Origin of the sequence: Neisseria sp. HMSC065C04 (assembly GCF_001815375.1) — a bacterium.
GTDB classification, from domain to species: domain Bacteria; phylum Pseudomonadota; class Gammaproteobacteria; order Burkholderiales; family Neisseriaceae; genus Neisseria; species Neisseria flavescens_D.
On the sequence record NZ_KV820419.1, the window covers coordinates 218180 to 239435 of the forward strand.

23 protein-coding genes are annotated in these 21256 nt (G+C 49.9%); 9 read left to right on the top strand and 14 right to left on the bottom strand.

Annotated features, from left to right (window positions below; translation table 11 throughout):
• Positions 1–58: 58 nt before the first annotated feature.
• The 5 genes from HMPREF3022_RS07820 (at position 59) to HMPREF3022_RS07840 (ending at position 4245) form a co-directional block, all read left to right on the top strand.
• On the top strand, positions 59–2221 hold the full coding sequence (locus tag HMPREF3022_RS07820) for a heavy metal translocating P-type ATPase (protein WP_070765407.1): 2163 nt from the start codon (positions 59–61) through the stop codon (positions 2219–2221).
• Positions 2222–2292: 71 nt separating this feature from the next.
• On the top strand, positions 2293–2775 hold the full coding sequence (locus tag HMPREF3022_RS07825) for an SEL1-like repeat protein (RefSeq protein ID WP_070625391.1): 483 nt from the start codon (positions 2293–2295) through the stop codon (positions 2773–2775).
• Positions 2776–2864: 89 nt separating this feature from the next.
• Positions 2865–3122, top strand: coding sequence for a thiol-activated cytolysin C-terminal domain-containing protein (locus HMPREF3022_RS07830; RefSeq protein WP_070765408.1), 258 nt, complete (start codon positions 2865–2867; stop codon positions 3120–3122).
• A gap of 122 nt (positions 3123–3244) precedes the next feature.
• The gene (locus tag HMPREF3022_RS07835) at positions 3245–3811 is read left to right on the top strand and encodes an SGNH/GDSL hydrolase family protein (RefSeq protein WP_070460885.1); all 567 of its coding nucleotides are present in this window, start codon (positions 3245–3247) and stop codon (positions 3809–3811) included.
• Between the two features lie 119 nt (positions 3812–3930).
• A complete protein-coding gene (locus tag HMPREF3022_RS07840; protein WP_070460884.1) occupies positions 3931–4245 on the top strand; it encodes a CsbD family protein in 315 nt (104 codons plus the stop codon).
• A gap of 64 nt (positions 4246–4309) precedes the next feature.
• Here the strand turns inward: HMPREF3022_RS07840 and trpD are convergent, their stop codons facing one another.
• Positions 4310–5338, bottom strand: a complete 1029-nt coding sequence (gene trpD / locus HMPREF3022_RS07845) for an anthranilate phosphoribosyltransferase (RefSeq protein ID WP_003747072.1) — start codon at positions 5336–5338, stop codon at positions 4310–4312.
• Positions 5339–5426: 88 nt separating this feature from the next.
• Positions 5427–6017 (bottom strand): aminodeoxychorismate/anthranilate synthase component II, encoded by a 591-nt coding sequence (locus tag HMPREF3022_RS07850; protein ID WP_003683598.1) that lies wholly within the window; start codon positions 6015–6017, stop codon positions 5427–5429.
• A 175-nt stretch (positions 6018–6192) separates the two neighbouring features.
• Here HMPREF3022_RS07850 and HMPREF3022_RS07855 point away from each other — a divergent pair, with 175 nt between their 5' ends.
• From HMPREF3022_RS07855 to kdsA, 3 genes are all read left to right on the top strand, one after another.
• Positions 6193–7734: a YdgA family protein gene (locus HMPREF3022_RS07855; RefSeq protein ID WP_049333319.1), complete on the top strand. Its 1542-nt coding sequence runs from the start codon at positions 6193–6195 to the stop codon at positions 7732–7734.
• Positions 7735–7812: 78 nt separating this feature from the next.
• A complete protein-coding gene (gene panD, locus HMPREF3022_RS07860; protein WP_003678944.1) occupies positions 7813–8196 on the top strand; it encodes an aspartate 1-decarboxylase in 384 nt (127 codons plus the stop codon).
• 74 nt (positions 8197–8270) lie between these two features.
• Positions 8271–9113, top strand: a complete 843-nt coding sequence (gene kdsA, locus HMPREF3022_RS07865; RefSeq protein WP_003747068.1) for a 3-deoxy-8-phosphooctulonate synthase — start codon at positions 8271–8273, stop codon at positions 9111–9113.
• Between the two features lie 57 nt (positions 9114–9170).
• Here the strand turns inward: kdsA and mutL are convergent, their stop codons facing one another.
• The 6 genes from mutL to HMPREF3022_RS07895 form a co-directional block, all read right to left on the bottom strand.
• Positions 9171–11135 (bottom strand): DNA mismatch repair endonuclease MutL, encoded by a 1965-nt coding sequence (gene mutL, locus HMPREF3022_RS07870; RefSeq protein WP_070765409.1) that lies wholly within the window; start codon positions 11133–11135, stop codon positions 9171–9173.
• 36 nt (positions 11136–11171) lie between these two features.
• Entirely contained in the window at positions 11172–11654 is a 483-nt protein-coding gene (locus HMPREF3022_RS07875) for a GNAT family N-acetyltransferase (protein WP_003678948.1), read from the bottom strand.
• A 28-nt stretch (positions 11655–11682) separates the two neighbouring features.
• Positions 11683–12819, bottom strand: a complete 1137-nt coding sequence (locus HMPREF3022_RS07880; RefSeq protein WP_049333317.1) for a 5-(carboxyamino)imidazole ribonucleotide synthase — start codon at positions 12817–12819, stop codon at positions 11683–11685.
• 83 nt (positions 12820–12902) lie between these two features.
• Positions 12903–13472 (bottom strand): RNA 2'-phosphotransferase, encoded by a 570-nt coding sequence (locus tag HMPREF3022_RS07885; RefSeq protein ID WP_049333315.1) that lies wholly within the window; start codon positions 13470–13472, stop codon positions 12903–12905.
• Between the two features lie 43 nt (positions 13473–13515).
• The gene (gene trpE, locus HMPREF3022_RS07890; RefSeq protein WP_049333313.1) at positions 13516–14991 is read right to left on the bottom strand and encodes an anthranilate synthase component I; all 1476 of its coding nucleotides are present in this window, start codon (positions 14989–14991) and stop codon (positions 13516–13518) included.
• Positions 14992–15126: 135 nt separating this feature from the next.
• The gene (locus HMPREF3022_RS07895) at positions 15127–15504 is read right to left on the bottom strand and encodes a hypothetical protein (protein WP_049333311.1); all 378 of its coding nucleotides are present in this window, start codon (positions 15502–15504) and stop codon (positions 15127–15129) included.
• A 136-nt stretch (positions 15505–15640) separates the two neighbouring features.
• Here HMPREF3022_RS07895 and HMPREF3022_RS07900 point away from each other — a divergent pair, with 136 nt between their 5' ends.
• On the top strand, positions 15641–16261 hold the full coding sequence (locus tag HMPREF3022_RS07900; protein ID WP_049333309.1) for a Smr/MutS family protein: 621 nt from the start codon (positions 15641–15643) through the stop codon (positions 16259–16261).
• Between the two features lie 52 nt (positions 16262–16313).
• Here the strand turns inward: HMPREF3022_RS07900 and HMPREF3022_RS07905 are convergent, their stop codons facing one another.
• From HMPREF3022_RS07905 to dnaB, 6 genes are all read right to left on the bottom strand, one after another.
• Entirely contained in the window at positions 16314–16802 is a 489-nt protein-coding gene (locus HMPREF3022_RS07905; protein WP_049333307.1) for a PilX family type IV pilin, read from the bottom strand.
• Between the two features lie 4 nt (positions 16803–16806).
• Positions 16807–17355: a pilus assembly PilX family protein gene (locus tag HMPREF3022_RS07910; protein WP_049333305.1), complete on the bottom strand. Its 549-nt coding sequence runs from the start codon at positions 17353–17355 to the stop codon at positions 16807–16809.
• Entirely contained in the window at positions 17334–18269 is a 936-nt protein-coding gene (locus HMPREF3022_RS07915; RefSeq protein ID WP_049333303.1) for a PilW family protein, read from the bottom strand. Before HMPREF3022_RS07915 ends, HMPREF3022_RS07910 begins: the two co-directional genes overlap by 22 nt.
• Before the next feature lie 2 nt (positions 18270–18271).
• Complete coding sequence (pilV, locus tag HMPREF3022_RS07920) at positions 18272–18919, bottom strand: type IV pilus modification protein PilV (protein WP_192832388.1); 648 nt, start codon at positions 18917–18919, stop codon at positions 18272–18274.
• A gap of 12 nt (positions 18920–18931) precedes the next feature.
• The gene (locus HMPREF3022_RS07925; protein ID WP_049333298.1) at positions 18932–19600 is read right to left on the bottom strand and encodes a GspH/FimT family pseudopilin; all 669 of its coding nucleotides are present in this window, start codon (positions 19598–19600) and stop codon (positions 18932–18934) included.
• 157 nt (positions 19601–19757) lie between these two features.
• Positions 19758–21164: a replicative DNA helicase gene (gene dnaB, locus HMPREF3022_RS07930; protein WP_036493702.1), complete on the bottom strand. Its 1407-nt coding sequence runs from the start codon at positions 21162–21164 to the stop codon at positions 19758–19760.
• Positions 21165–21256 lie beyond the last annotated feature (92 nt).

A 21256-nucleotide genomic window follows, 5' to 3' on the forward strand; every position in this document is an offset into this window, starting at 1 on the left:
CTGAAAACCCTGCTCCGCTTTTTTCAGGTAGCCCAACCACATTCAGAAGGAAGAAACCATGCAACAAAAAGTCCGTTTTCAAATCGAAGGCATGACCTGTCAGGCCTGCGCTTCGCGTATTGAAAAAGTGTTGAACAAAAAAGATTTTGTCGAATCGGCAGGGGTGAACTTTGCCAGCGAGGAAGCGCAGGTTACGTTTGACGACAGCAAAACGTCGGTTGCCGACATCGCCAAAATTATCGAGAAAACCGGCTACGGCGCGAAGGAAAAAACGGAAGACGCGCTGCCGCAGCCCGAAGAAGCAGCGCATGTAAGCTGGAGGCTGTGGCTTTTGTTGGCCATCAATATTCCGTTCCTTATCGGCATGGCAGGGATGATGATCGGGCGGCACGATTGGATGATTCCGCCTGTATGGCAATTTGTACTGGCAAGCGTGGTGCAGCTTTGGCTGGCGGTGCCGTTTTACAAAAGCGCGTGGGCGAGCATTAAGGGCGGGTTGGCGAACATGGACGTGCTGGTTACCATCGGCACGGTATCGATTTACCTGTATTCCGTTTATATGCTGTTTTTCAGCCCGCACGCGGCGCACGGCATGGCACACGTGTATTTTGAAGTAGGCGTGATGGTGATCGGTTTTGTGTCGCTGGGCAAATTTTTGGAACACCGCACCAAAAAATCCAGCCTGAACAGCTTGGGCCTGCTGCTGAAACTTACGCCGACCCAAGTCAACGTGCAACGCGATGGCGAATGGAAACAGCTGCCCATCGACCAAGTGCAAATCGGCGACCTAATCCGCGCCAACCACGGCGAACGCATTGCCGCCGACGGCATTATCGAAAGCGGCAGCGGCTGGGCGGACGAGAGCCACCTCACCGGCGAATCCAATCCCGAAGAGAAAAAAGCAGGCGGCAAAGTGTTGGCGGGCGCGCTGATGACCGAGGGCAGCGTGGTTTACCGCGCTACGCAGCTCGGCAGCCAAACCCTGCTCGGCGACATGATGAATGCGCTGTCCGAAGCACAAGGCAGTAAAGCACCGATTGCACGCGTGGCGGACAAGGCGGCGGCGGTGTTCGTGCCTGCCGTCGTGGGCATCGCGCTTTTGACTTTTATCGCCACTTGGCTGGTAAAAGGCGATTGGATGGTCGCGCTGATGCACGCCGTTGCCGTTTTGGTGATTGCCTGTCCGTGCGCACTCGGTCTGGCGACGCCCGCCGCGATTATGGTCGGCATGGGCAAGGCGGTGAAACACGGCATTTGGTTTAAAGACGCGGCAGCGATGGAAGAAGCCGCCCACGTCGATGCCGTCGTGTTGGACAAAACCGGCACGCTGACCGAAGGCAAACCGCAGGTTGCCGCCGTTTATTGCGTTCCCGACAGCGGCTTTGATGAAGACGCTTTGTACCGCATCGCCGCCGCCGTTGAACAAAACGCCGCTCATCCGCTTGCCCGTGCCATCGTTTCTGCCGCCCAAGCGCGCGGCTTGGAGATTCCCGCCGCACAAAACGCGCAAACCGTTGTCGGCGCAGGCATTGCCGCCGAAGTCGAAGGCGTGGGTTTGGTGAAAGCGGGCAAAGCCGAATTTGCCGAATTGACCTTGCCGAAGTTTTCAGACGGCGTTTGGGATATTGCAAGCATTGTCGCAGTCTCAGTCGATAACAAACCGATCGGCGCATTCGCACTTGCCGACGCGCTGAAAGCCGATACCGCCGAAGCCATAGGCCGTCTGAAAAAACACGGCATCGACGTTTACATCATGAGCGGCGACAACCAAGGCACGGTCGAATACGTCGCCAAACAACTGGGCATCGCACACGCCTTCGGCAATATGAGTCCGCGCGACAAAGCCGCCGAAGTGCAAAAACTCAAAACCGCCGGCAAAACCGTGGCGATGGTCGGCGACGGCATCAACGACGCGCCCGCGCTCGCCGCCGCCAACGTCAGCTTCGCCATGAAAGGCGGTGCGGACGTTGCCGAACACACCGCATCCGCCACACTGATGCAGCATTCGGTCAACCAGCTCGCCGATGCCCTGCTGGTGTCGCAGGCAACTTTGAAAAACATCAAGCAAAACCTGTTTTTCGCCTTCTTCTACAATATTTTGGGCATTCCGCTCGCCGCGCTCGGCTTTTTAAACCCCGTTATCGCAGGCGCGGCAATGGCGGCAAGCTCGGTTTCCGTGTTGAGCAATGCCTTGCGCCTGAAACGGGTGAACATTGAGTGATAATATAAAGGCCGTCTGAAGATTGTTTTTTCAGACGGCCTGTCATCAAATATTTTTGGAGAAATAATCAGATGAAAACACTTCGTTTATTGTTTGGCTTGGCATTGGTTGCCACTGCATTTAGCGTGCAGGCTGAGGATTACAGCGAGAAGCAGCACGATAAGCTGATACGGGAATGCAATCGGAACAATCTGGAGAGTTGCGTCACTGCGGCCATTTGGATGCGCGATTATCTTGAAGCGCCTGCTCATGCGTATCCGTTTCTGAAAAAAGCCTGCGATGGCGGCAATATGCGCGGCTGCAATGTTTTGGGTAATCTGTATCTCAATCCGTCCAGCGGTTTGGGCATGGATTATGCCGCCGCAGTCAAGCTCTACGAGCGAGCCTGTAAAGGCGGTTATGAAAATGCCTGTACCAATTTTGAAGAAACTAAAGCAGAGATGGCGCAAGGCAATACACCAGACCGCGACAGCCGTTTAAACCAACTGAGCGAATCTTGTGCTTTGGAAAACGAATCCGCTTGTCAGGCGTTAATGATGGAAATGCAACGTTGAGCGTCACGCTGAGGCCGTTTGAAGATTGTTTTTCAGACGGCCTTTAATCCATATTTTCTGATTTCGAGACTTAAGCGGGAGTATGTCGTATGGACATGATGTTGTTTACCAATATTGTATTGATTGTTTTATGTATTTTTACCATGTTGCTGGTGTGGTCGCGTAACTGGAAACGCAAGCAGGCGTATTTTGAGAAAATCAAAAGCAATCCGGAAAACCTCAAATGGGTTGGGCAGAATCTGACTGGTCAGGAATGGAAGGATTGGAAAGCCGTGAGCGACCGTTTTGGGCTGCCCATGTTGCAGGCCAAGCAATTAATTGATTTTTATAAAAACAGTCAGCTCTAATTGATGATTTGACGATAGAACTTGACTGAAGTTAAGGCCGTCTGAAATAGCACTCTTATAATAATATAAGTGATATTTCAGACGGCCTTGCTGTTGGTTCAAATAAAGGGAGGAGAACAAAAATGACCGTTTACTTAATCGGCGACTCCGTTCGGCTTGCTTCGGAGCCTTACACGCGCGCCGCTTTGCCTGAGGTGGATATTGTTTCTCCATCGGAAAACTGCCGTTCGTCGCATGATGTGTTAGAGCATATCAGGCAATGGACAGAGGGCGCGACTGTGGGAGACATTATCCACATCAATTGCGGTTTGCACGACATCCGCCATAATCAAGGCTGTAATGAGCCGGTGGCCGATATAAAAACCTATCGCAGCAACCTGATTCAAATTTTCGATTATCTGAAACAGACAGGGGCAAAAATTATTTGGGCGAGCAGTACGCCGTTTTTGGAAAGCGTACACAATATCGTCAAACCCTCGCGCCGCTATCTGGCCGACTTGAAGGCCTATAACCGTGTGGCGGAGGATTTGGCAAGGCAATATGGTTTTACCGTCAATGATTTATACAGTCTGATGTTTGAGCAGGATTTGACCGATGTGATGCTGTGCGATGGACTTCATTTCAATGAGTTCGGCAGCAAGATGATAGGCGAGGCAGTAGCCGAAGCGATATTGAAACAGTTGTGCTAACTTGACGTAATCCATTTTTATTATGTTTTTAATATTGAGACAGACTTTAAGTTGCAACCCAATATCTATTGGGGTATAGTGATTACTCTTATCAACATGAAACTAAGAAGGAATAAATGATGACTGGCAAATTAGATCAAATCAGCGGTGAAGTAAAAGAGAAAGCCGGCGAAGTTCTTGACGATTCCAAACTCAAAGCTGAAGGCGTAGTTCAACAAGGCGTCGGTAAGACAAAAGAAGTTGCTGCGGATGCTAAAGAAAAAGCAGAAAACTTTGCAGGCGAGGCTAAAGAAAAAGTAGAAAACTTTGCAGGTGAAGCTAAAGAAAAAGCAGCTCATTTAGCCGGTGAAGCCAAAGAGAAAGTAGCACACTTGGCTGAAGAAGCCAAAGAAAAAGCTGAAGGCTTGATTAATGATATTAAAAGCAAATTTTAATATTTAAAGAATAAAAGGCCGTCTGAAAGATTTTTCAGACGGCCTTTGTTTATGGTTTTAAAGTTTAGGCAAACTGTTTGCCAAATTCGATAAACTCGTCTTTTTTGGCTTTGGCTTTGCCGGAGTCGATGGCTTCTTGCGCGGCTTTGACACCGTCCGCCAGCGATGCGACCACATTTCCTGCGTAGAGCGCGGCGGCTGCATTGAGGACGACGATGTCGCGTGCGGCACCGACTTTGCCATCCAGCACTTCGTTCATTTTTTGCAGGGATTCTTGCGCGTTTTCGACTTTGATTTCGTCCAAATTGCGGCGGATTTCCATGCCGAAATCGGCCGGGCTGATATCGTATTCGGTGATTTTGCCGTCTTTCAGTTCGGCAACGCGGGTTTTGCCGGTCAGCGTGATTTCATCCAAACCGCCTTCGCCGCACACAACCAAAACATGTTTGGAACCAAGCTGTTGCAATACGCGGGAAAGAATGCCGCACAAGTCGATGTGGAACACGCCCAAGAGTTGGTTTGCCGCGCCGGCAGGATTGGTCAGTGGGCCCAAGATATTGAAGATGCTGCGGAAGCCGAGCGAACGGCGGACGGGGGCAACATAGCGCATGGCGCTGTGATGGTTGGGCGCGAACATAAAGCCGATGCCGGTTTGCTGGATGCTTTGGGCAACCTGTTCGGGGTTGAGGTTGAGGTTGGCGCCCATTTGTTCCATGACATCGGCGGCGCCGCTGGATGAAGAAACGGAGCGTCCGCCATGTTTGGCGACTTTCGCGCCTGCCGCAGCCGCGACAAACATGGAAGTCGTGGAAATATTGAAGGTTTTGGCACCGTCGCCGCCTGTGCCGACAATATCGACCAAGTCATCGGCGTTTTCCAGCGGCACTTTGGTGGCAAATTCACGCATCACGCTGGCTGCGGCGGTAATCTCGGAAACGGTTTCAACTTTAATCCGCAGTCCGGTCAGAATGGCGGCGATTTGCTCGGGCGGAACTTGGCCGCTCATGATTTGGCGCATGAGGTCGGTCATTTCATCGTAGAAAAGTTCGTTGTTGCTGATGAGGCGTTCAATCGCTTGTTGAGGGGTAATCATGATTTTTCCTTTGTTCGTGTCCGATGTGATTCAGGCCGTCTGAAAATGCGGTTTGAACATTGTCAAACACCTTTCAGACGGCCTTTCATTAAGATTTTTGCGGACGATAGTCTTTGAATTCTTCCAAGAAGTTTTTCAGCATATCGTGGCCGTGTTCGGTCAGCAGGGCTTCGGGGTGGAACTGTACGCCTTCGACGGCATATTCTTTATGGCGTACGCCCATGATTTCGCCGTCTTCCGTCCATGCGGTAATTTCGAGGCAGTCGGGTAGGGTGGCGCGGTCGATGGCGAGGCTGTGGTAGCGCGTGCAGTTAACCGGATTGGGCAGGTCTTTAAACATGCCTGTGCCGTGATGGAAAACGGGGGAGACTTTGCCGTGCATCATCGTTTGCGCGCGCACGACATTGCCGCCGAACGCTTCGCCCATGGTTTGATGCCCGAGGCACACGCCCATGACGGGCAGCCTGCCGGCAAAGTGCTGCATGGCTGCAACAGAAATGCCTGCTTCTTTAGGGGAACAAGGGCCCGGGCCGATGACCAGATATTGCGGTTTCAGGGCTTCGATTTCTTCGATGGTGATTTCATCGTTGCAACGTACCAAAACTTCCTGCCCCAATTCGGCAAAGTATTGGACGATGTTGTAGGTGAAGCTGTCGTAATTGTCGATAAATAAAAGCATTTGCAAACCTTTAATGACATTTTGGCAGACAGGGTAAGGCCTGCCAAAAGTGTAAAAATCGTTTATGTTTGCATAATATCACAATCTTTACCTAAAGGCCGTCTGAAACGGCGGATAAGACAAAACAGCTAAAAAATGCTATGCTTTACGCTTTGAACCTAATCTGTTTGAAGTGATGAAAAAGTATCTTATCCCGACTGCCGCCGTCGTTGTCGCCGCTGCGCTTGGCACGCCTTATTATCTTGGTGTCAAAGCGGAAGAAAGCCTGACCGAGCAACAAAAGCTGTTGCAGGAATCCGGTTTTTTGACCGTTGAGTCCCACCAATACGATCGCGGCTGGTTCAGTTCAACCGAGACGACCGTCATCCGCCTCAAGCCGACCCTGCTTCAAAATACGCAAAAATACCTGCCGGACAATTTGAAAACTGTCCTGCAAGAGCCGATTACGGTCATCAACCACGTGACACACGGTCCGTTTGCCGGCGGCTTCGGTACGCGCGCCCACGTGGAAACCGAGTTCCAATACCATCCGGAAACCAAAAAGGTTTTGGACCGCTTCTTCGGCCAGCAAACGCCGTTGACCATGACCAATACGGTTTACCTTTCCGGTGACGGCAAACTCAGCCTCAATATTCCCGCCTTCGACTATGAAGAGCTTTCCGGTATCAAACTCAACTGGAAAGGCTTTAGCGGCAATACCGATTACAGCCAAGGCTTCAAAAGCTATCGCCACGATTATCTTGCGCCGTCTTTACAAGTCAAATTGGCCGACAAAGGCGATGTGTCTTTGGAAAACCTGCGCTTCCAATCCGAAACGGAAGACGGCCTGACCAAGCTTGCTTTGGGCAAGAGCAGCATTACGCTGGATAAATTTCTGCTGCAATGGAAAGAAAACATCGATTACAACGTTAAGTTGAACGAGTTGGTCAACCTCGTAACCAACCTGCAAATCGGTGCATTTATCAATCCGACCGGCACGATTGCTCCGTCTAAAATCGAAGTCAACAAACTGCGTTTCGATACCCAGACCGGCGAAGTCGATAAATTCATCAACAGCGAAGGCCGCTTCCAATTTGAAAGCCTGACCTATGGCGAAGACAAATACGGCCCTCTGGACATCAATGTCGCTGCCGAGCATTTGGATGCGGCATCACTTTTGGCATTGAAAAACAAAATTGCCGAAGTGTCCGTGAAGAAAATGAGCGAAGAAGAAATTCAGGCTTCCTTGATTCAGACGGCCAAAAACGAGGCTTCGGGCCTGTTTACCAATAATCCGGTTTTGAACGTCAAAACCTTCAAATTCACCATGCCTCATGGTGATGTCGATGTCAGCGGCAAACTCGCGTTTAAAGGTTTGGCAGCTAAAGACCTCAACAATTTGGGCGATATGCTGAAGAAAACCGAAGCCGACTTCAACATGAGCGTACCGCAAAAATTGTTGGAGCAGCTCGCCGTTAACCAAGTAAGCAGCCTGTTTAGCGTCAATGCCGAAGATGAAGCCGCAGGCCGTGCCAGCATCGACGATATCAACGAGACCTTGCGCCTGATGGTAGACAGCACCATCAAAAGTATGGCAAGAGAAAAATATTTGACCTTAGAAGACGATAATGTCAAAACCCATCTGACTCTGCAAAACAGCGAGTTGAAATTAAACGGAAAAGTCCTTCAAAGCGACCCGGAACCCGAGTTTGACGAAGCAGACTTTCCCAATAACTAATCCTCAATCACACAAACAGCGGTTTTAACTTCCCGGAAGTTAAAACCGCAAATCAACCCACAATCAAAAAGGAAACCCATGTTCCGTACCATGCTCGGCGGCAAAATCCACCGTGCCACCGTTACCGAAGCCGACCTTAACTACGTCGGTAGCATTACCGTTGACCAAGACCTGCTGGATGCAGCAGGTATTTGCGTTAACGAAAAAGTTGCCATCGTCAACAATAACAACGGCGAACGTCTTGAAACCTACACCATCCCCGGCGAACGCGGCAGCGGCGTCGTTTGCCTGAATGGCGCGGCCGCACGTTTGGTTCAAAAAGGCGACATCGTGATTATCATGTCTTACGTTATGTTGTCCGAACCCGAAATTGCAGCGCATGAGCCGAAAGTCGTCCTCGTCGATGAGAACAATAAAATCCGCGACGTGATTTCTTATGAGCCGCCGCACACCGTGTTGTAATATTCAAACAAAGGCCGTCTGAAACGTTTCAGACGGCCTGTTTCCCAAATTCAACTTATCTGAAAGGCTTTGCCGTGAATATCCAAATCAACAACATCACCGTCAGCAACGATGCGCCCTTTACCCTTTTCGGCGGCATCAATGTCCTTGAAGACCTTGACTCTACGCTGAAAGCCTGTGAGCAATACGTTAAAGTAACCGATAAACTCGGCATCCCTTACGTGTTCAAAGCCTCTTTCGACAAGGCAAATCGCTCTTCCATCCACTCTTTCCGCGGTGTGGGTTTGGACGAAGGCATGAAGATTTTTCAAGCGGTGAAGCGCGAGTTTAACGTTCCCGTGATTACCGACGTTCACGAGCCTTACCAATGCCAACCGGTTGCCGAAGTCTGCGATGTCATCCAGCTGCCTGCCTTCTTGGCGCGCCAAACCGATTTGGTGGTGGCAATGGCGAAAACCGGCAATGTTATCAACATCAAAAAGCCGCAATTTCTCAGCCCATCTCAAATGAAAAACATCGTCGAGAAATTCCAAGAAGCAGGCAACGAACAAATCATTTTGTGCGAACGCGGCGCAAATTTCGGCTACGACAACTTGGTGGTCGATATGCTCGGCTTTGGCGTGATGAAAAAAACGTGTCACAACCTGCCCGTTATTTTTGACGTAACCCATTCCCTGCAAACGCGCGAATCCGGTGCCGCAGCATCAGGCGGCCGTCGCGCCCAAGTATTGGACTTGGCGCTTGCCGGTATGGCAACCCGATTGGCCGGTTTGTTCCTCGAATCCCATGCCAATCCCGACCAAGCCAAATGCGATGGTCCAAGCGCATTGCCGCTTGCCCAATTGGAAGATTTCCTGACCCGTGTTAAAGCAATCGATGAAACCGTAAAATCGTTTGCACCTATGGATATTCGCTAAGGGCAAATAAGTTAAAAGGCCGTCTGAAAGCATTTTCAGACGGCCTTTTTATCGGCGTTACTGTCCGCGTAAAAACAACGCATCCAATTCTTTTAAAGTCAGTTTGACCCAAGTCGGACGGCCGTGGTTGCACTGGTTGCTGCGCGGTGTGTTTTCCATATCGCGCAGGAGCGCATTCATTTCCGGCAGGGTAAGCTGGTGGCCGGCGCGGACTGAGCCGTGGCAAGACATGGTGGCGAGAATGTGGTTTTCGTGTTCTTCGATGGTTTGGCTGCTGCCAACTTGGGCGAGTTCGCCCAAAACATCTTTGGCCAGTGAAACGACGTCGGCTTTGCCGAGCATGGCGGGAACTGCGCGGACGGCAAGGGTATTGCCGCCCATGTCGGACAATTCCAAGCCAAAGCCTACCAGTGTTTCGGCATGATCTGCAAGGGCGGCGCATTCTTCGTGGGACGCGGCAAAGGTTACGGGAATAAGCAAGCGCTGGCTTTGCAGGTTGCCGTTTTCCTGACGTTGGCATTTCATTTTCTCGTAGTTGACGCGTTCGGCGGCAGCGTGCATATCGATGAGCAACAGGCTGTCTTCGGCTTGGGCAAGGATGTAGATGCCAAGTAATTGTGCAATGGCAAAACCGAGCGGCGGCAGTTCGGATTGTGATGGAAGGCCGTCTGAAAGCAGCGTTTCTGTTTTTTGGGTAGGCATTTCAGACGGCATATTGCCGAAACGTGCTTGCTCGAATTGGCTTAACTCAAGGTCAATGTCGTCGGTTTTTTTGTAGAGTTCGGCGTAAGTATTCATTGCCGCGCGACTTTCGCGCAGGGATAGGCTGCGTTGTTGCGGCGCGCGCGCGGCTTGGTAAGGCATGGGCGCGGTTTTGCCTGATGAATCAAAGGCATTGCGTGTATCGGATTTGTTGCCCGTCGGGTAGTTGGATGCGCTATCAAACAGATTTTCAGACGGCATTGGTGCAGGCGTAACGCCGGTAATGTCATGCAGTACTTCGCCTGCGTTGCTGACGCTTTCGGTCAAGTCGGCGCGCGTGTCGGCAAGGGCTTTGTTGAGCGTGTGGAACACGAGTTGGTGTACTTGTTGGCTGTCGCGGAAGCGGATTTCGGTTTTGGTTGGGTGTACGTTGACATCCACGGCTTCTGGCGGCAGGTCGAGAAAGAGGACGAAAGCAGGCGTCAGTGCGTTGTGCAATACGTCTCGGTATGCCTGCTTGACGGCATGGAGCATGACTTTATCGCGGACAAAACGATGGTTGACGAAGCAATATTGTTTGTCGGTTTTGCCTTTGGCGAAAGTTGGCTTGGCAATCGCTCCATAGAGCCGTAGCGCGCCATTGCTGCTGTCAATTTCTAATGAGGCCGTCTGAAAATCATCGCCGACAATGGCGGCAATCCGTTCATGCAGGCTTTGGGCAGGAAGTTTGAACACTTGTTTGCCGTCGCGTTTGAGCGAGAAGGCGATGTGCGGATGCGCCAGCGCGAGGCGTTCGAGCATGGTGGCGCAGTGAGCGTATTCGGTGTTTTCGGATTTGAGGAACTTGCGCCGCGCGGGGGTATTGAAGAAGAGTTCGGCGGCTTCGATGGTGGTGCCGACGGGGTGGGCGGCAGCGGTGGGGCTGCTGAGTTTGCCGTCTTCGGCTTTGACTTGGGTTGCGTGCGAACTGTCTTCTTGACGGCTGGTCAGGGTCAGGCGACTGACGGAGGCGATACTGGCCAAACCTTCGCCGCGAAAGCCCATGCTGGCAACGTGTTCCAAATCGTTTAAGGTTTTGATTTTGCTGGTGGCGTGGCGGTGGAGCGCGAGTTCGATGTCGTCGGGGTGGATGCCGCCGCCGTTGTCGCTGACGCGGATGAGGCGGATGCCGCCGCCGGCCAGCTCGACATCAATCGCCGTTGCGCCTGCATCGATACTGTTTTCAACGATTTCTTTTAAGGCGTTAGCAGGGCGTTCGACCACTTCGCCGGCGGCGATTTGGTTGACAAGATGGTCGGGCAGGGCGGCAATTCGGGACATCGGTTTCTTTCAAAAAAGCAACGGCGGAAGAGAAAATTACAGGTATTTGCGCATCAATTCGCATTCGACGCGGACGGTTTTGTTCAGCTGCAACACGGCAGTACCGAGCGATTCGTAGCGGTTAAGTCGATAAAAAGGTACGGAATTGAGCGAGGCATACAGTTTGAGAAAGCTGAGGCCTGCATTTCGTGCCATTTCTTCGGCGCGGCTGAGCAGAGCCGTGCCCAAGCCGAGATTGTGGAAGAGCGGATGGACGTATAAGGCGTCCAGTTGCGCTTCTTTGAAATCGACTTGGAAGAAGCCTTGAATCAGCCCTTTGTATTCGACCACCCACAAAGCTTTGTTTTTATCGGAGATGGTTTCCAAATAGCTGTTGATATCGAGCAGACTTTCCCATGTGTGCATGATGGTTTCATCGTAACTGCGGATGCAGGCGTATTGAACGGCGTGCAGATGGGCGTTGTGTATGGCTTGGCAGTCTTTTTCGGTTGCCGGACGGAGGATGGTCAGAAGGCTCATGGCGGATGGTCTGAAAAAGTGGGTATGGTTACAGGCTTTGATGCAAGGTTTGAGCGGTTTGGAACGCGTTGTCCGCATCGTTGGCCAAGACGGTAAAGTGGCCCATTTTTCGGCCTTTGCGCGCGGCTTTTTTACCGTAAAGATGCAGATGTGCATTCGGGTTGCTTTGCAGCGGCAGCCATTCGGGTTCGCCGCCGTCTTCCTTCCAAACGTCGCCCAAAATATTCGCCATACAGCAAGAGCTCAGTGATTTGGTATCAGCCGGAGGCAGGTTGCACATCAGGCGGACCTGTTGCTGGAATTGGTCTGTCGCGCAGGCGTCGATGGTATGGTGGCCGGAGTTGTGCGGACGCGGCGCGATTTCGTTGACGACCAATTCATGTGTATCGCCGACAACAAACATTTCTACTGCCAATACGCCGACGTAGTTCAATTCATCGGCCAAACGCTGCGCCATCTGCCGCGCCTGTTGCTGCACGTCGGCACTCAGTCGCGCAGGGACGATGGAGTAGGCGAGGATGCCGTTTTCGTGAATATTTTCGGCAGGGTCGAAAGTTTGCACGTTGTCATTGTTCAGACGGCATACGATAACGGAAATCTCGCCGCGCAAGTCCACCATTTTTTCTAAAACGCAATCCACGCCTCTGTGTTCGGCAAATGCGGCTTTGAGTTCATCCAATGTTTTTACGCGGATTTGGCCTTTGCCGTCGTAGCCTAAAGTGGCAGTTTTTAAGATGCCGGGTAGAAATTGTACGCTTTCTTCAGTGATGTCTTCGGCTTTGCAAACCGCTTGATACGGCGCGGTTTGCAGGCCTGCTTTGCGTATCCATGCCTTTTCCTGAATGCGGTTTTGCGCGATGGCAACGCAGTCGCCGCTGGGGGAAACATTGGTATGTTTGGCGAGAAAACGCATCGCGTCGGCATTGACGTTTTCAAACTCGGTTGTAACCGCCGCGCATTTTGCCAATTCTTCCAAAGCTGCTTCATCGTCAAACGGCGCGCATAAATGACGGTCAGCAAATTCCGCCGCCGGCGCATTCGGGTCGGGATCGAGTACGGTTACTTTGTAGCCCATGGTTTTGGCAGCAACAGTAAACATTCTGCCTAATTGTCCGCCGCCAAGAATGCCGAGCATAGCAGGAGGGAGGATGGGAGATGTGTTCATGGATAATCGCTTTATGAAGAAATTGGGTAGGGTGTTTGCAGGCCGTCTGAACATGGTTTTACGGCTTCAGACGGCCTGATGTTTTAAAGCTTGCCGATAAATTGCGGCGGAACGTTTTCAGTTAACCATACGCCGTTGTCCGCCAGATAAAATTGGTGTCCTGCCGCAAGCATGGCGACAGTGTCGATGGTTAATACAAGCGGCTTGCCGTGTCGGGAACCGACGTTGACGGCTGTTGCGGCATCGGCAGACAGATGGACAAAATGGCGCGAAGCAGAATGCAGGCCTTGCTCCAAAATAGACGGAACAGAGCGCTCAGCCGTACCGTGATACAAAATCTGAGGAGGCGTTGCCACTTTGTGTTCGACCTGAACTTGTGCCGTCGAATGACCTTGCGCCGCGCGGATGCGTTTGCCGTCTTTAGAAAGGGTAAACCGTTTTTTATCGTTGTTTTCGACCACTTCCAACAATATTTCGTAGGTCAGCGGATTGCCCGTAAAGCCGCGCTCGGGATGATTTACCTGTGTCAGCAGGGTATCAATATCTACCCAGCCGTCTTTATCCAAAGTAATGCCGATTTGCTCGGGATGATGGCGTAAGATAAAGCTGAGGAATTTGCTGATGGATTTTAGTTGTTTTTCGTTGAGTATCATAATCTTATTGTTTAGTCATTTCAGAGCGCAGGCCGTCTGAAAATTATTTATCCAACCCTTCTTGCACCATTTGCGCTGCGCGGATTACTGCGCGGGCTTTATTTTGAGTTTCCAGCCATTCGGATGTTGGGTCGGAGTCGGCAACTACGCCGGCGCCGCTTTGGACGAAGAGGGTATTGTTTTTAATCACGGCAGTGCGGATAGCAATGGCCAAATCCATGTCGTTGTTGAAACTCCATACGCCGACTGCGCCGCCGTAGATGCCGCGTTTGCTCGGTTCGACTTCTTCGATGATTTCCATAGCGCGGACTTTGGGGGCGCCGGAAAGTGTGCCTGCGGGGAAGGTGGCGGCGAGGATGTCCATGTTGGTCATGCTGTCTTTCAGACGGCCTTCGACGTTGGAGACGATGTGCATCACATGGGAGTATTTTTCAATCACCATTTTGTCGGTGACTTTGACTTCGCCGGTTTTGCTGATGCGGCCAACGTCGTTGCGTCCTAAGTCAATTAGCATGACGTGTTCGGCAATCTCTTTGGCATCGCTCAGCAGGTCTTGCTCGTTGGCGAGGTCTTCGGCTGGTGTTTTGCCGCGCAGGCGTGTGCCGGCGATAGGGCGGACGATGACATCGTCGCGTTCGCGGCGGACGAGGATTTCGGGCGAAGAGCCGACAATATGGAAATCGCCGAAATCGTAGTAGAACATATACGGCGATGGGTTCAGCGTACGCAGGGCGCGGTAGAGGGCAAGCGGATTGTCGGTAAATTCCATGCTCATGCGTTGGCTGGGAACAACCTGCATGCAGTCGCCTGCAAAGATGTAGTCTTTGATTTTGTTGACGCAGGCTTTGAAAGGTTCTTCTCCAAATTCGCTGACTGCTTGGGTTTGTTTGCTGCCGAGGGAAAGCGGGATGGCGCAACTTTGGCGTAGCTGGGTACGGATGTCTTCAAGACGTTCGCGTGCGCGTTCGTAGCCGTTGGCTTGAGACGGATCGGCATAAACAATCAGGTAGATTTTGCCGCTTAGGTTATCCACTACGGCAAGCTCTTGCGAGAGCATCAGGAGGATGTCGGGCGTACCGAGCGGATCGGCTTTGGCCGTATGTTTCAGGCGGTGGGCAAAATGTTCGAAATTGTAGATGGTTTCATAACCGAAGTAGCCGACCAGGCCGCCGGTAAAGCGCGGCAGGCTTGGGATTTCTGGCGTTTTGAAGCGGTTGTGGAAGGCTTCGATAAAGGGCAGGGGATTGCCGTCGTGTTGTTCGACGATTTCGCCGTTTTGATACACATCGACATGTTTGCCTCTGGTTTTGAGATAGTGGTTGCAAGGCAGGCCGATAAAGGAATAGCGGCCGAAGCGTTCGCCACCGACAACGGATTCGAGCAGGTAGGTGAAAGGCTTGTTGGCAAGTTTGAGGTAGATTGAGAGCGGTGTGTCCAAGTCGGCAAGCAGCTCTTGAACGAGTGGAATGCGGTTGTAACCTTGTGCGGCTTGGGCTTGGTATTCTTGTTTGCTGATCATCTTGATAAGTCTTTCAGACGGCCTGTTTTAGGGTGTTAAATCGTGTGAAGAGTATAGCATTTTATTGGGATTGTTGACAGTCTGAGCGTTATGTCAGATATGGAAAACGCCGTCTGAAAAAGACGGCGCGAGGTATCAGGCAATGGTGTTGGAGATTTTGTTTTTTCGGCTCCGTTTCCACTTGAAGATATAAGCGGCCACAACGGGAATCAAGGCGATAATGGATTTGAATGTCCAGCCTGAATACCATGTGCCTTCAGGAACGTCGCTTGCAAGCCAAGTGAAGTATGGCCACCAGCAGGCAACCAGGCTGCCGAGGAACAGCGGCCAAATATGACGGCTTAAGTTGCGCTGCCATAAAAGGAAACAGATGGCCGCCCAAACAAAAGTCAGTACGGTAATCAGGAGAATGGTGTAGGCATCTGAAATCAGGATGGCGGCAAAGTAGTAGCTGAGTGCGACCCATAATAGGGCAAGTACCAAAACAATAATTTCTTCCGGGCGTTTAAACATATTTTCTCTCTTTTATAAGACTGGCAATGCGTTAATACTATACCCTAAACACGAAGCGATGATAAGAGTCTTTCAGACGGCCTTGTAATCGGGTTTGCTATAATGTGTGCAATCAATTTTTGGGAAAGGACAAACCATGACGGCAAACTTTCAAGAAACGCTGAAGGCTTTGGGCAAACAGGCGAAAAAGGAAGCTACAGAGCGGGAAGCGGAAGCGAAGGCTAAAAAACAGGTAGAGGATGTGGATTTCAGCAAGGCGGTTGGTAAGGTTACGCCGTTGAAAAATGCCGGCAACTATTATGAACAGCCCCGCGATAAATCGCCTATCAAGCCGCGACCTAAAGAAATGGCGACTTTGGAGCAGGAAGATTATTTTTATGTGGGCAGTGGCAGCTGGGAAGAACCGCCGGCTTCGTTCAGTAAAAACGGGCAGGGTAAAAATGATTTGATGCGTTTGCGAAACGGCCATTATTCCGTGGTGGCGGATGTGGATTTGCATGGCTATACGCAGGAAGAAGCGCAGCAGGTATTGAACGAATTTATTGAATTTACGAAAAAACGTGGCGTTTGCGGCGAGATTGTCCACGGTAGCGGCTTAGGTTCCTCAGGCTATAAACCGGTTTTGAAAAATATGACGCGCCGCTGGTTGATGCAGCATCCTGATGTGTTGGCTTATGTCGAGCCTCGACAAGGCAATGATGGCGCAGTCAGGATCTTGTTAAAACGCCAACGCCGAGACGATGATTGGAAGCAGTAAAATAAAAAAAGCAGTGTCGATAAAATGACACTGCTTTTTTATGGTTGTCAGACTAAGAAGATTTCTTTTTGGAAACCGATTCACAACCTTTGCCATTGGTCATTGTAGTTTTGGAATCCTTGGCAGAATTAATATCAGTACATTTGTAAGCATTGCCCAAACTATCCATCCAAACGGAAAGGGTATAGCCTGTTTTGGTGGGTATGGCTTTCAAACGATAGGCTCGGCTTTTATTGGCATCAATCATTTCGGCAGAGTATTTGTATTTGTCTGCCAAATCTTTATGGCCTTTATATGAGGAAATAAAGTCATCCAACTGAGTTTTAACCTCATCAGTTTTCCACTTTGGATTTTTAACCATCTGGTTTTTAAAAGCGGAATTGATGGCGACTAACTCGGCATGCGCTTGTGATTGGTAGCCGCGTTCAATGTAGCGGTTGTAAGAGGGAATGGCAATGACGCTCAGGATGGCTAAGATGGCGACGGCAATCATCATCTCAACCAGCGTAAAGCCTAGTTGTTTGGTAGAGGTGGTATTCATTATATTATTCGCTGGCAACGTAAGACTGAAGAACGACTTGGGTATTGGCATTCTTACCCCATGCTTTGGCAGTAACGCGGTAGGTAATTCGACCCTCAGTAGTTTTGCCTAAATATTCGATAATGTAGCGTGGATTGTTTGCGATGCCGCTTTTTTTATCTAGAGAGTATTCTTTACCGTTGGTGTCAATGCAAAGATTTTGATTTTTATCACATTTTCTTTTCCAGGCATCTTCAGTAGAGGTTTCTTCAATGGCTTCGTTGTCAGATTTCACGTTAGGTGTGGCGCAAAAACCATCTTTACACTCTTTGGTAAAATTAGTCTTTTTACCTTCAATATCAAAAATTTGATTTTCACCTTCACGCAGTGCCGCTTCGGCGAGGGTGGTTGCCAGTTTGCGGTCGGCATCATTGGTGCTGATACGCTGTTCAGTATTGTAGGACTGGGTGGCTGTGACCACGAGCAGGGCGATGACGACCATCATCATTAAAACGATAAACAAAGCATAGCCCCGCTGCTGGTTAGGTTTGTTTAGAGTGATCGGTCGGCGCATACGTTTCCTCCGCGAATGGTAGCATTAATATTGTAGATATCGACTTTATTGTCTTGTTCTTTCGATGGGTCAATACTTCCGTTATTCAGTACGATTTGGATAGAGGCTGGAGACGTAGCCTCAGCTGAGCTATCCAATGCGTTTTTGTAATCAAATGATTCTGTATTTACTCCGCTGGCAGAGGCATTTTCAGAATGAGGACATTCTGCATAGATATAGTGAATATCCATAGCAGTGATGCCTTTAATCAACAGCTGCGGATTACTCCATGAACCATCATTTGATAATTGGAAACGGAACAAACCGCTCTCTTCACCAAGTTTACCGACAGCGTAGGCAATCATTTCATGTTTCATGATGGCGATACTGCCATTTTGATTAGAGTCGGTAATTTTCAAAGCTGTTTTTGCCGCATCTAAATCTTTAATTTCTGTTTGAGGTTTGGCAATGCCGAAACAGCTGCTGACAATGGCAGTTTTTGCAACAGGGTTTGCTTTGTCGATTCCATATTGAAACAGCAGTGCTTTGCCGGTTTGAGCAAAACCTGCATAGCCTAATTTATTGATTTCTTTAACTGGTAACAGCTTATTTACACCAGCTGTTTTCAATGTGTATTCATCCGAGCTTTTGTCTTCTATCACTGCAGAGACAGGAAAATTCGACATATTGAAGCAGCCGAAATTGCCTGCCATACGCGCATCGCGGACGATCATGTTGGCGGTGTTGCGCAAATCTTGCTGGATACCGATGCGGGAGTTGGCAGATTTGTTCAATCCGCGTGCAGTAAAGTAGGTGGAGCTGACAGCCATTAAGACGATCATGCTGAGCAGGCTAGCAACCAGAAATTCAAGGATGCTGAAGCCGCGAATGGCGGTTTTATTGGGAATATGATTGAGTAAGCGTTTATTGTTCATTGTTAGTCTCTTACACGTGATTGGTAGGTATAGACAACTCGATGCCCCGATGTGTTGAGATTTTTTGCGCTATTTTCTTCTTCGACATCTTGCAACCATAAAACTTTCACGATGGTCGTGTCGCCTTTGCCATCGCATTTTGCGTTAAACCCATTTTCGTAAGTCGGCTCTGCACCGGAAGAATCTTTGCAGATGGTTGAGAACACTTGGGCTTCGGGAAGGGCTTTGGCTAAGTCGGCCTTAAACTGGGCAATTTGAGCCTGTGCAAGTTGGGCTTTGCTCATTTTGGCTTCAAATTTTCCAGTTTGTTTAGAGTCGGATTTTAGATAGGCATCATAGGATTTTTTATAACGGGTAGTTTTTTCACCTGCAGTATCGGTTTCTTCAGAGAGCGTTGGGTTAATGAGCATGCCTTCAATCAGATTTTGCGTAATTTGGGCGACGGTGGTTTGATTTTCAGACTCGCGCACGTTGGATACGGTACGCAGTTGGACAGCCAGAAGGGCCAGCACACCGATGGCAAGGACAAACATGGCAATCAAAACTTCAATCAGGGTCATGCCTGATTGAAGTTTTGGGGTAAAGCTTGATGAGCTTGTTTTCAGACGGCCTTTAAATGATCTGAGATGAGTAGGATTAGTAATGTTCATAAGATACCGTTGTTATTCTTTGGAAGTGTATTTGCACATTTTGCGCTCATCGTTTTTAGCACAGATTTCGACATGCCCATTGCCATTGATTAAAAGTACGGTAGCACGGGCTTTCTTGGTTTCAGCATCGGTAGCAGATTTATCCGTCAGGCTGATTTTGATGTGGCCGTCTGAAAATTGATAATTCTTGCCATCGGTTGAATGGCCAAATGTACCATTGGGCAGGAATCTCCACCAGACTTCTTTTGAAGCTGAAGTAGAGAGGGCAGAACGGTCATTGCCGATAGGGATATAGTTGAAGCTGTATTCCACTTTGTCGGTATCTCCATTAAGGATAATGGAGCGGATGGATAAATCGACAGTATCGTTTTGATAGCGTAAGTCTTCGTTTTTATCAGCGTAGGCCAACATACCATTACCAGCATATTTGGAATCGCAACCATTATTGGGCGAGCCATCGGATTTAATTTTGACCGGGCAAATGTAAACGGGAAGATTGAGACGGACGGCCTCATTTCGCGCGAAGCGCAGCAGATTGGCAATTTGCTCTGCTTGCGATGCCGCACGTCTGGAGGCAATCCATTGATTCATATTGGGAAGTGCGATGACGGCCATTACTGCTGCAATAGTAATGACGATCAGCAACTCAATTAGAGTGAAGCCTTTTTGTGTCTGATACATGAGTGATTTTTGGTAGTAATGTGTTGGGGTAACCGACGTTTTCTCTTTTGCATTTGCCTGTGGCAATGCTTTTGCTTTTATTAGATTTATTTTAAACGATTTTGTAATGCGTGACTAATGAAATATGAAATTCGGTTAGTTTTTCAGACAATCTGTCTCAATCTTCCATCAACATGGATTCTGGAACATAGGCAGCATTATCAAATTTGGTAAATTGACCCATCCAAGTGAGGAATACTTTCCCGACGGGGCCGTTACGGTGTTTACCGATAATACATTCCGCCAAGCCTTTTGCGGGTGATTCTGAGTTGTAGTATTCATCACGATACATGAACATAATCAAGTCGGCATCTTGTTCGATTGCGCCGGATTCACGCAAATCAGACATCATCGGGCGTTTGTCGGTACGCTGTTCAACGGTACGGCTCAACTGCGACAGGGCAATAACGGGAACTTGCAACTCTTTGGCCAATGCTTTGAGGGAGCGCGAAATTTCGCCAAGCTCGGAAGCGCGGTTGTCAGAACGGCCGGAGCCTGACATTAATTGCAGGTAGTCGATGACGATCAAACCCAATTTGCCGTTGAACTGGCGCGCAAGACGGCGGGCGCGGGCGCGCAGTTCGAGCGCGGTCAAACCCGGAGTTTCATCGATATACATGGGTGCATCGGAGAGTTTAACGACCGCCTCGTTCAGACGGCCCCAGTGTTCGTCTTGCAATCTGCCGGTTTTTAAAACGCTTTGATCCAAACGTCCTACCGAACCCAGCATACGCATAACCAGCTGCGCACCGCCCATCTCCATCGAGAATACGGCAACAGGTAATTTGTTTTCTACGGCAACGTGTTCGGCGATGTTGATCGAAAAGGCGGTTTTACCCATGGAAGGACGGCCTGCGACGATGATCAAATCGCCCGGTTGGAGGCCTGATGTTTTTTTGTCGAGGTCGATAAAACCTGTCGATATGCCGGTTACTTCGTCAGGATTGTCTCGCGAATAAAGCATATCGATGCGCTCTACCACTTCTTTCAAAAGGTCGGGCATCTCAAGGAAGCCTTGTTTAGATTTGGCGGTACTTTCGGCAATTTGGAATACTTTGTTTTCCGCCTCGTCCAAAAGCTGGCCTGCATCGCGACCTTGCGGATTGTATGCGCTGCGTGCAATTTCCGTGCCGACTTCGGCAAGCTGGCGCATGATGGAACGCTCACGCACGATTTCGGCGTAGCGGCGGATATTGGCAGCAGATGGCGTGTTTTGCGCCAGCGTAATCAGATAGTTGAATCCGCCAGCCGCTTCCAATTCTTCATTGCGTTCCAAACTTTCTTGAACGGTAATGACGTCGGCAGGGCGGCTTTCGTTAATCAGGTTGGCAATGGCACGAAAAATCAGGCGGTGTTCGTGGCGGTAGAAATCCTCGCCGGAAACGACATCGGCAATACGGTCCCAAGCAGAATTTTCCAGCATCAGGCCGCCCAAGACGGATTGCTCCGCTTCTGTGGAATGTGGCGGCAGTGACAATGCGCTGATTTCACGGTCTTCAGACGGCATATCGGAATAATTGCTCATGACGGGCATCTCTGGCTGGAAAATTGTAATCCACTATTATAGCGCAGTGTAAGTTCAATTGGTTTGTTTAGGCTAAAGCAGGTAAAATAGCA

Coding starts and splice junctions, on each gene's coding strand:
- HMPREF3022_RS07820 (WP_070765407.1), top strand. CDS start 59: ATGCAACAAAAAGTCCGTTTTCAAATCGAAGGCATGACCTGTCAGGCC.
- HMPREF3022_RS07825 (WP_070625391.1), top strand. CDS start 2,293: ATGAAAACACTTCGTTTATTGTTTGGCTTGGCATTGGTTGCCACTGCA.
- HMPREF3022_RS07830 (WP_070765408.1), top strand. CDS start 2,865: ATGGACATGATGTTGTTTACCAATATTGTATTGATTGTTTTATGTATT.
- HMPREF3022_RS07835 (WP_070460885.1), top strand. CDS start 3,245: ATGACCGTTTACTTAATCGGCGACTCCGTTCGGCTTGCTTCGGAGCCT.
- HMPREF3022_RS07840 (WP_070460884.1), top strand. CDS start 3,931: ATGACTGGCAAATTAGATCAAATCAGCGGTGAAGTAAAAGAGAAAGCC.
- trpD (WP_003747072.1), bottom strand. CDS start 5,338: ATGATTACCCCTCAACAAGCGATTGAACGCCTCATCAGCAACAACGAA.
- HMPREF3022_RS07850 (WP_003683598.1), bottom strand. CDS start 6,017: ATGCTTTTATTTATCGACAATTACGACAGCTTCACCTACAACATCGTC.
- HMPREF3022_RS07855 (WP_049333319.1), top strand. CDS start 6,193: ATGAAAAAGTATCTTATCCCGACTGCCGCCGTCGTTGTCGCCGCTGCG.
- panD (WP_003678944.1), top strand. CDS start 7,813: ATGTTCCGTACCATGCTCGGCGGCAAAATCCACCGTGCCACCGTTACC.
- mutL (WP_070765409.1), bottom strand. CDS start 11,135: ATGTCCCGAATTGCCGCCCTGCCCGACCATCTTGTCAACCAAATCGCC.
- HMPREF3022_RS07875 (WP_003678948.1), bottom strand. CDS start 11,654: ATGAGCCTTCTGACCATCCTCCGTCCGGCAACCGAAAAAGACTGCCAA.
- HMPREF3022_RS07880 (WP_049333317.1), bottom strand. CDS start 12,819: ATGAACACATCTCCCATCCTCCCTCCTGCTATGCTCGGCATTCTTGGC.
- HMPREF3022_RS07885 (WP_049333315.1), bottom strand. CDS start 13,472: ATGATACTCAACGAAAAACAACTAAAATCCATCAGCAAATTCCTCAGC.
- trpE (WP_049333313.1), bottom strand. CDS start 14,991: ATGATCAGCAAACAAGAATACCAAGCCCAAGCCGCACAAGGTTACAAC.
- HMPREF3022_RS07895 (WP_049333311.1), bottom strand. CDS start 15,504: ATGTTTAAACGCCCGGAAGAAATTATTGTTTTGGTACTTGCCCTATTA.
- HMPREF3022_RS07900 (WP_049333309.1), top strand. CDS start 15,641: ATGACGGCAAACTTTCAAGAAACGCTGAAGGCTTTGGGCAAACAGGCG.
- HMPREF3022_RS07905 (WP_049333307.1), bottom strand. CDS start 16,802: ATGAATACCACCTCTACCAAACAACTAGGCTTTACGCTGGTTGAGATG.
- HMPREF3022_RS07910 (WP_049333305.1), bottom strand. CDS start 17,355: ATGCGCCGACCGATCACTCTAAACAAACCTAACCAGCAGCGGGGCTAT.
- HMPREF3022_RS07915 (WP_049333303.1), bottom strand. CDS start 18,269: ATGAACAATAAACGCTTACTCAATCATATTCCCAATAAAACCGCCATT.
- pilV (WP_192832388.1), bottom strand. CDS start 18,919: ATGAACATTACTAATCCTACTCATCTCAGATCATTTAAAGGCCGTCTG.
- HMPREF3022_RS07925 (WP_049333298.1), bottom strand. CDS start 19,600: ATGTATCAGACACAAAAAGGCTTCACTCTAATTGAGTTGCTGATCGTC.
- dnaB (WP_036493702.1), bottom strand. CDS start 21,164: ATGAGCAATTATTCCGATATGCCGTCTGAAGACCGTGAAATCAGCGCA.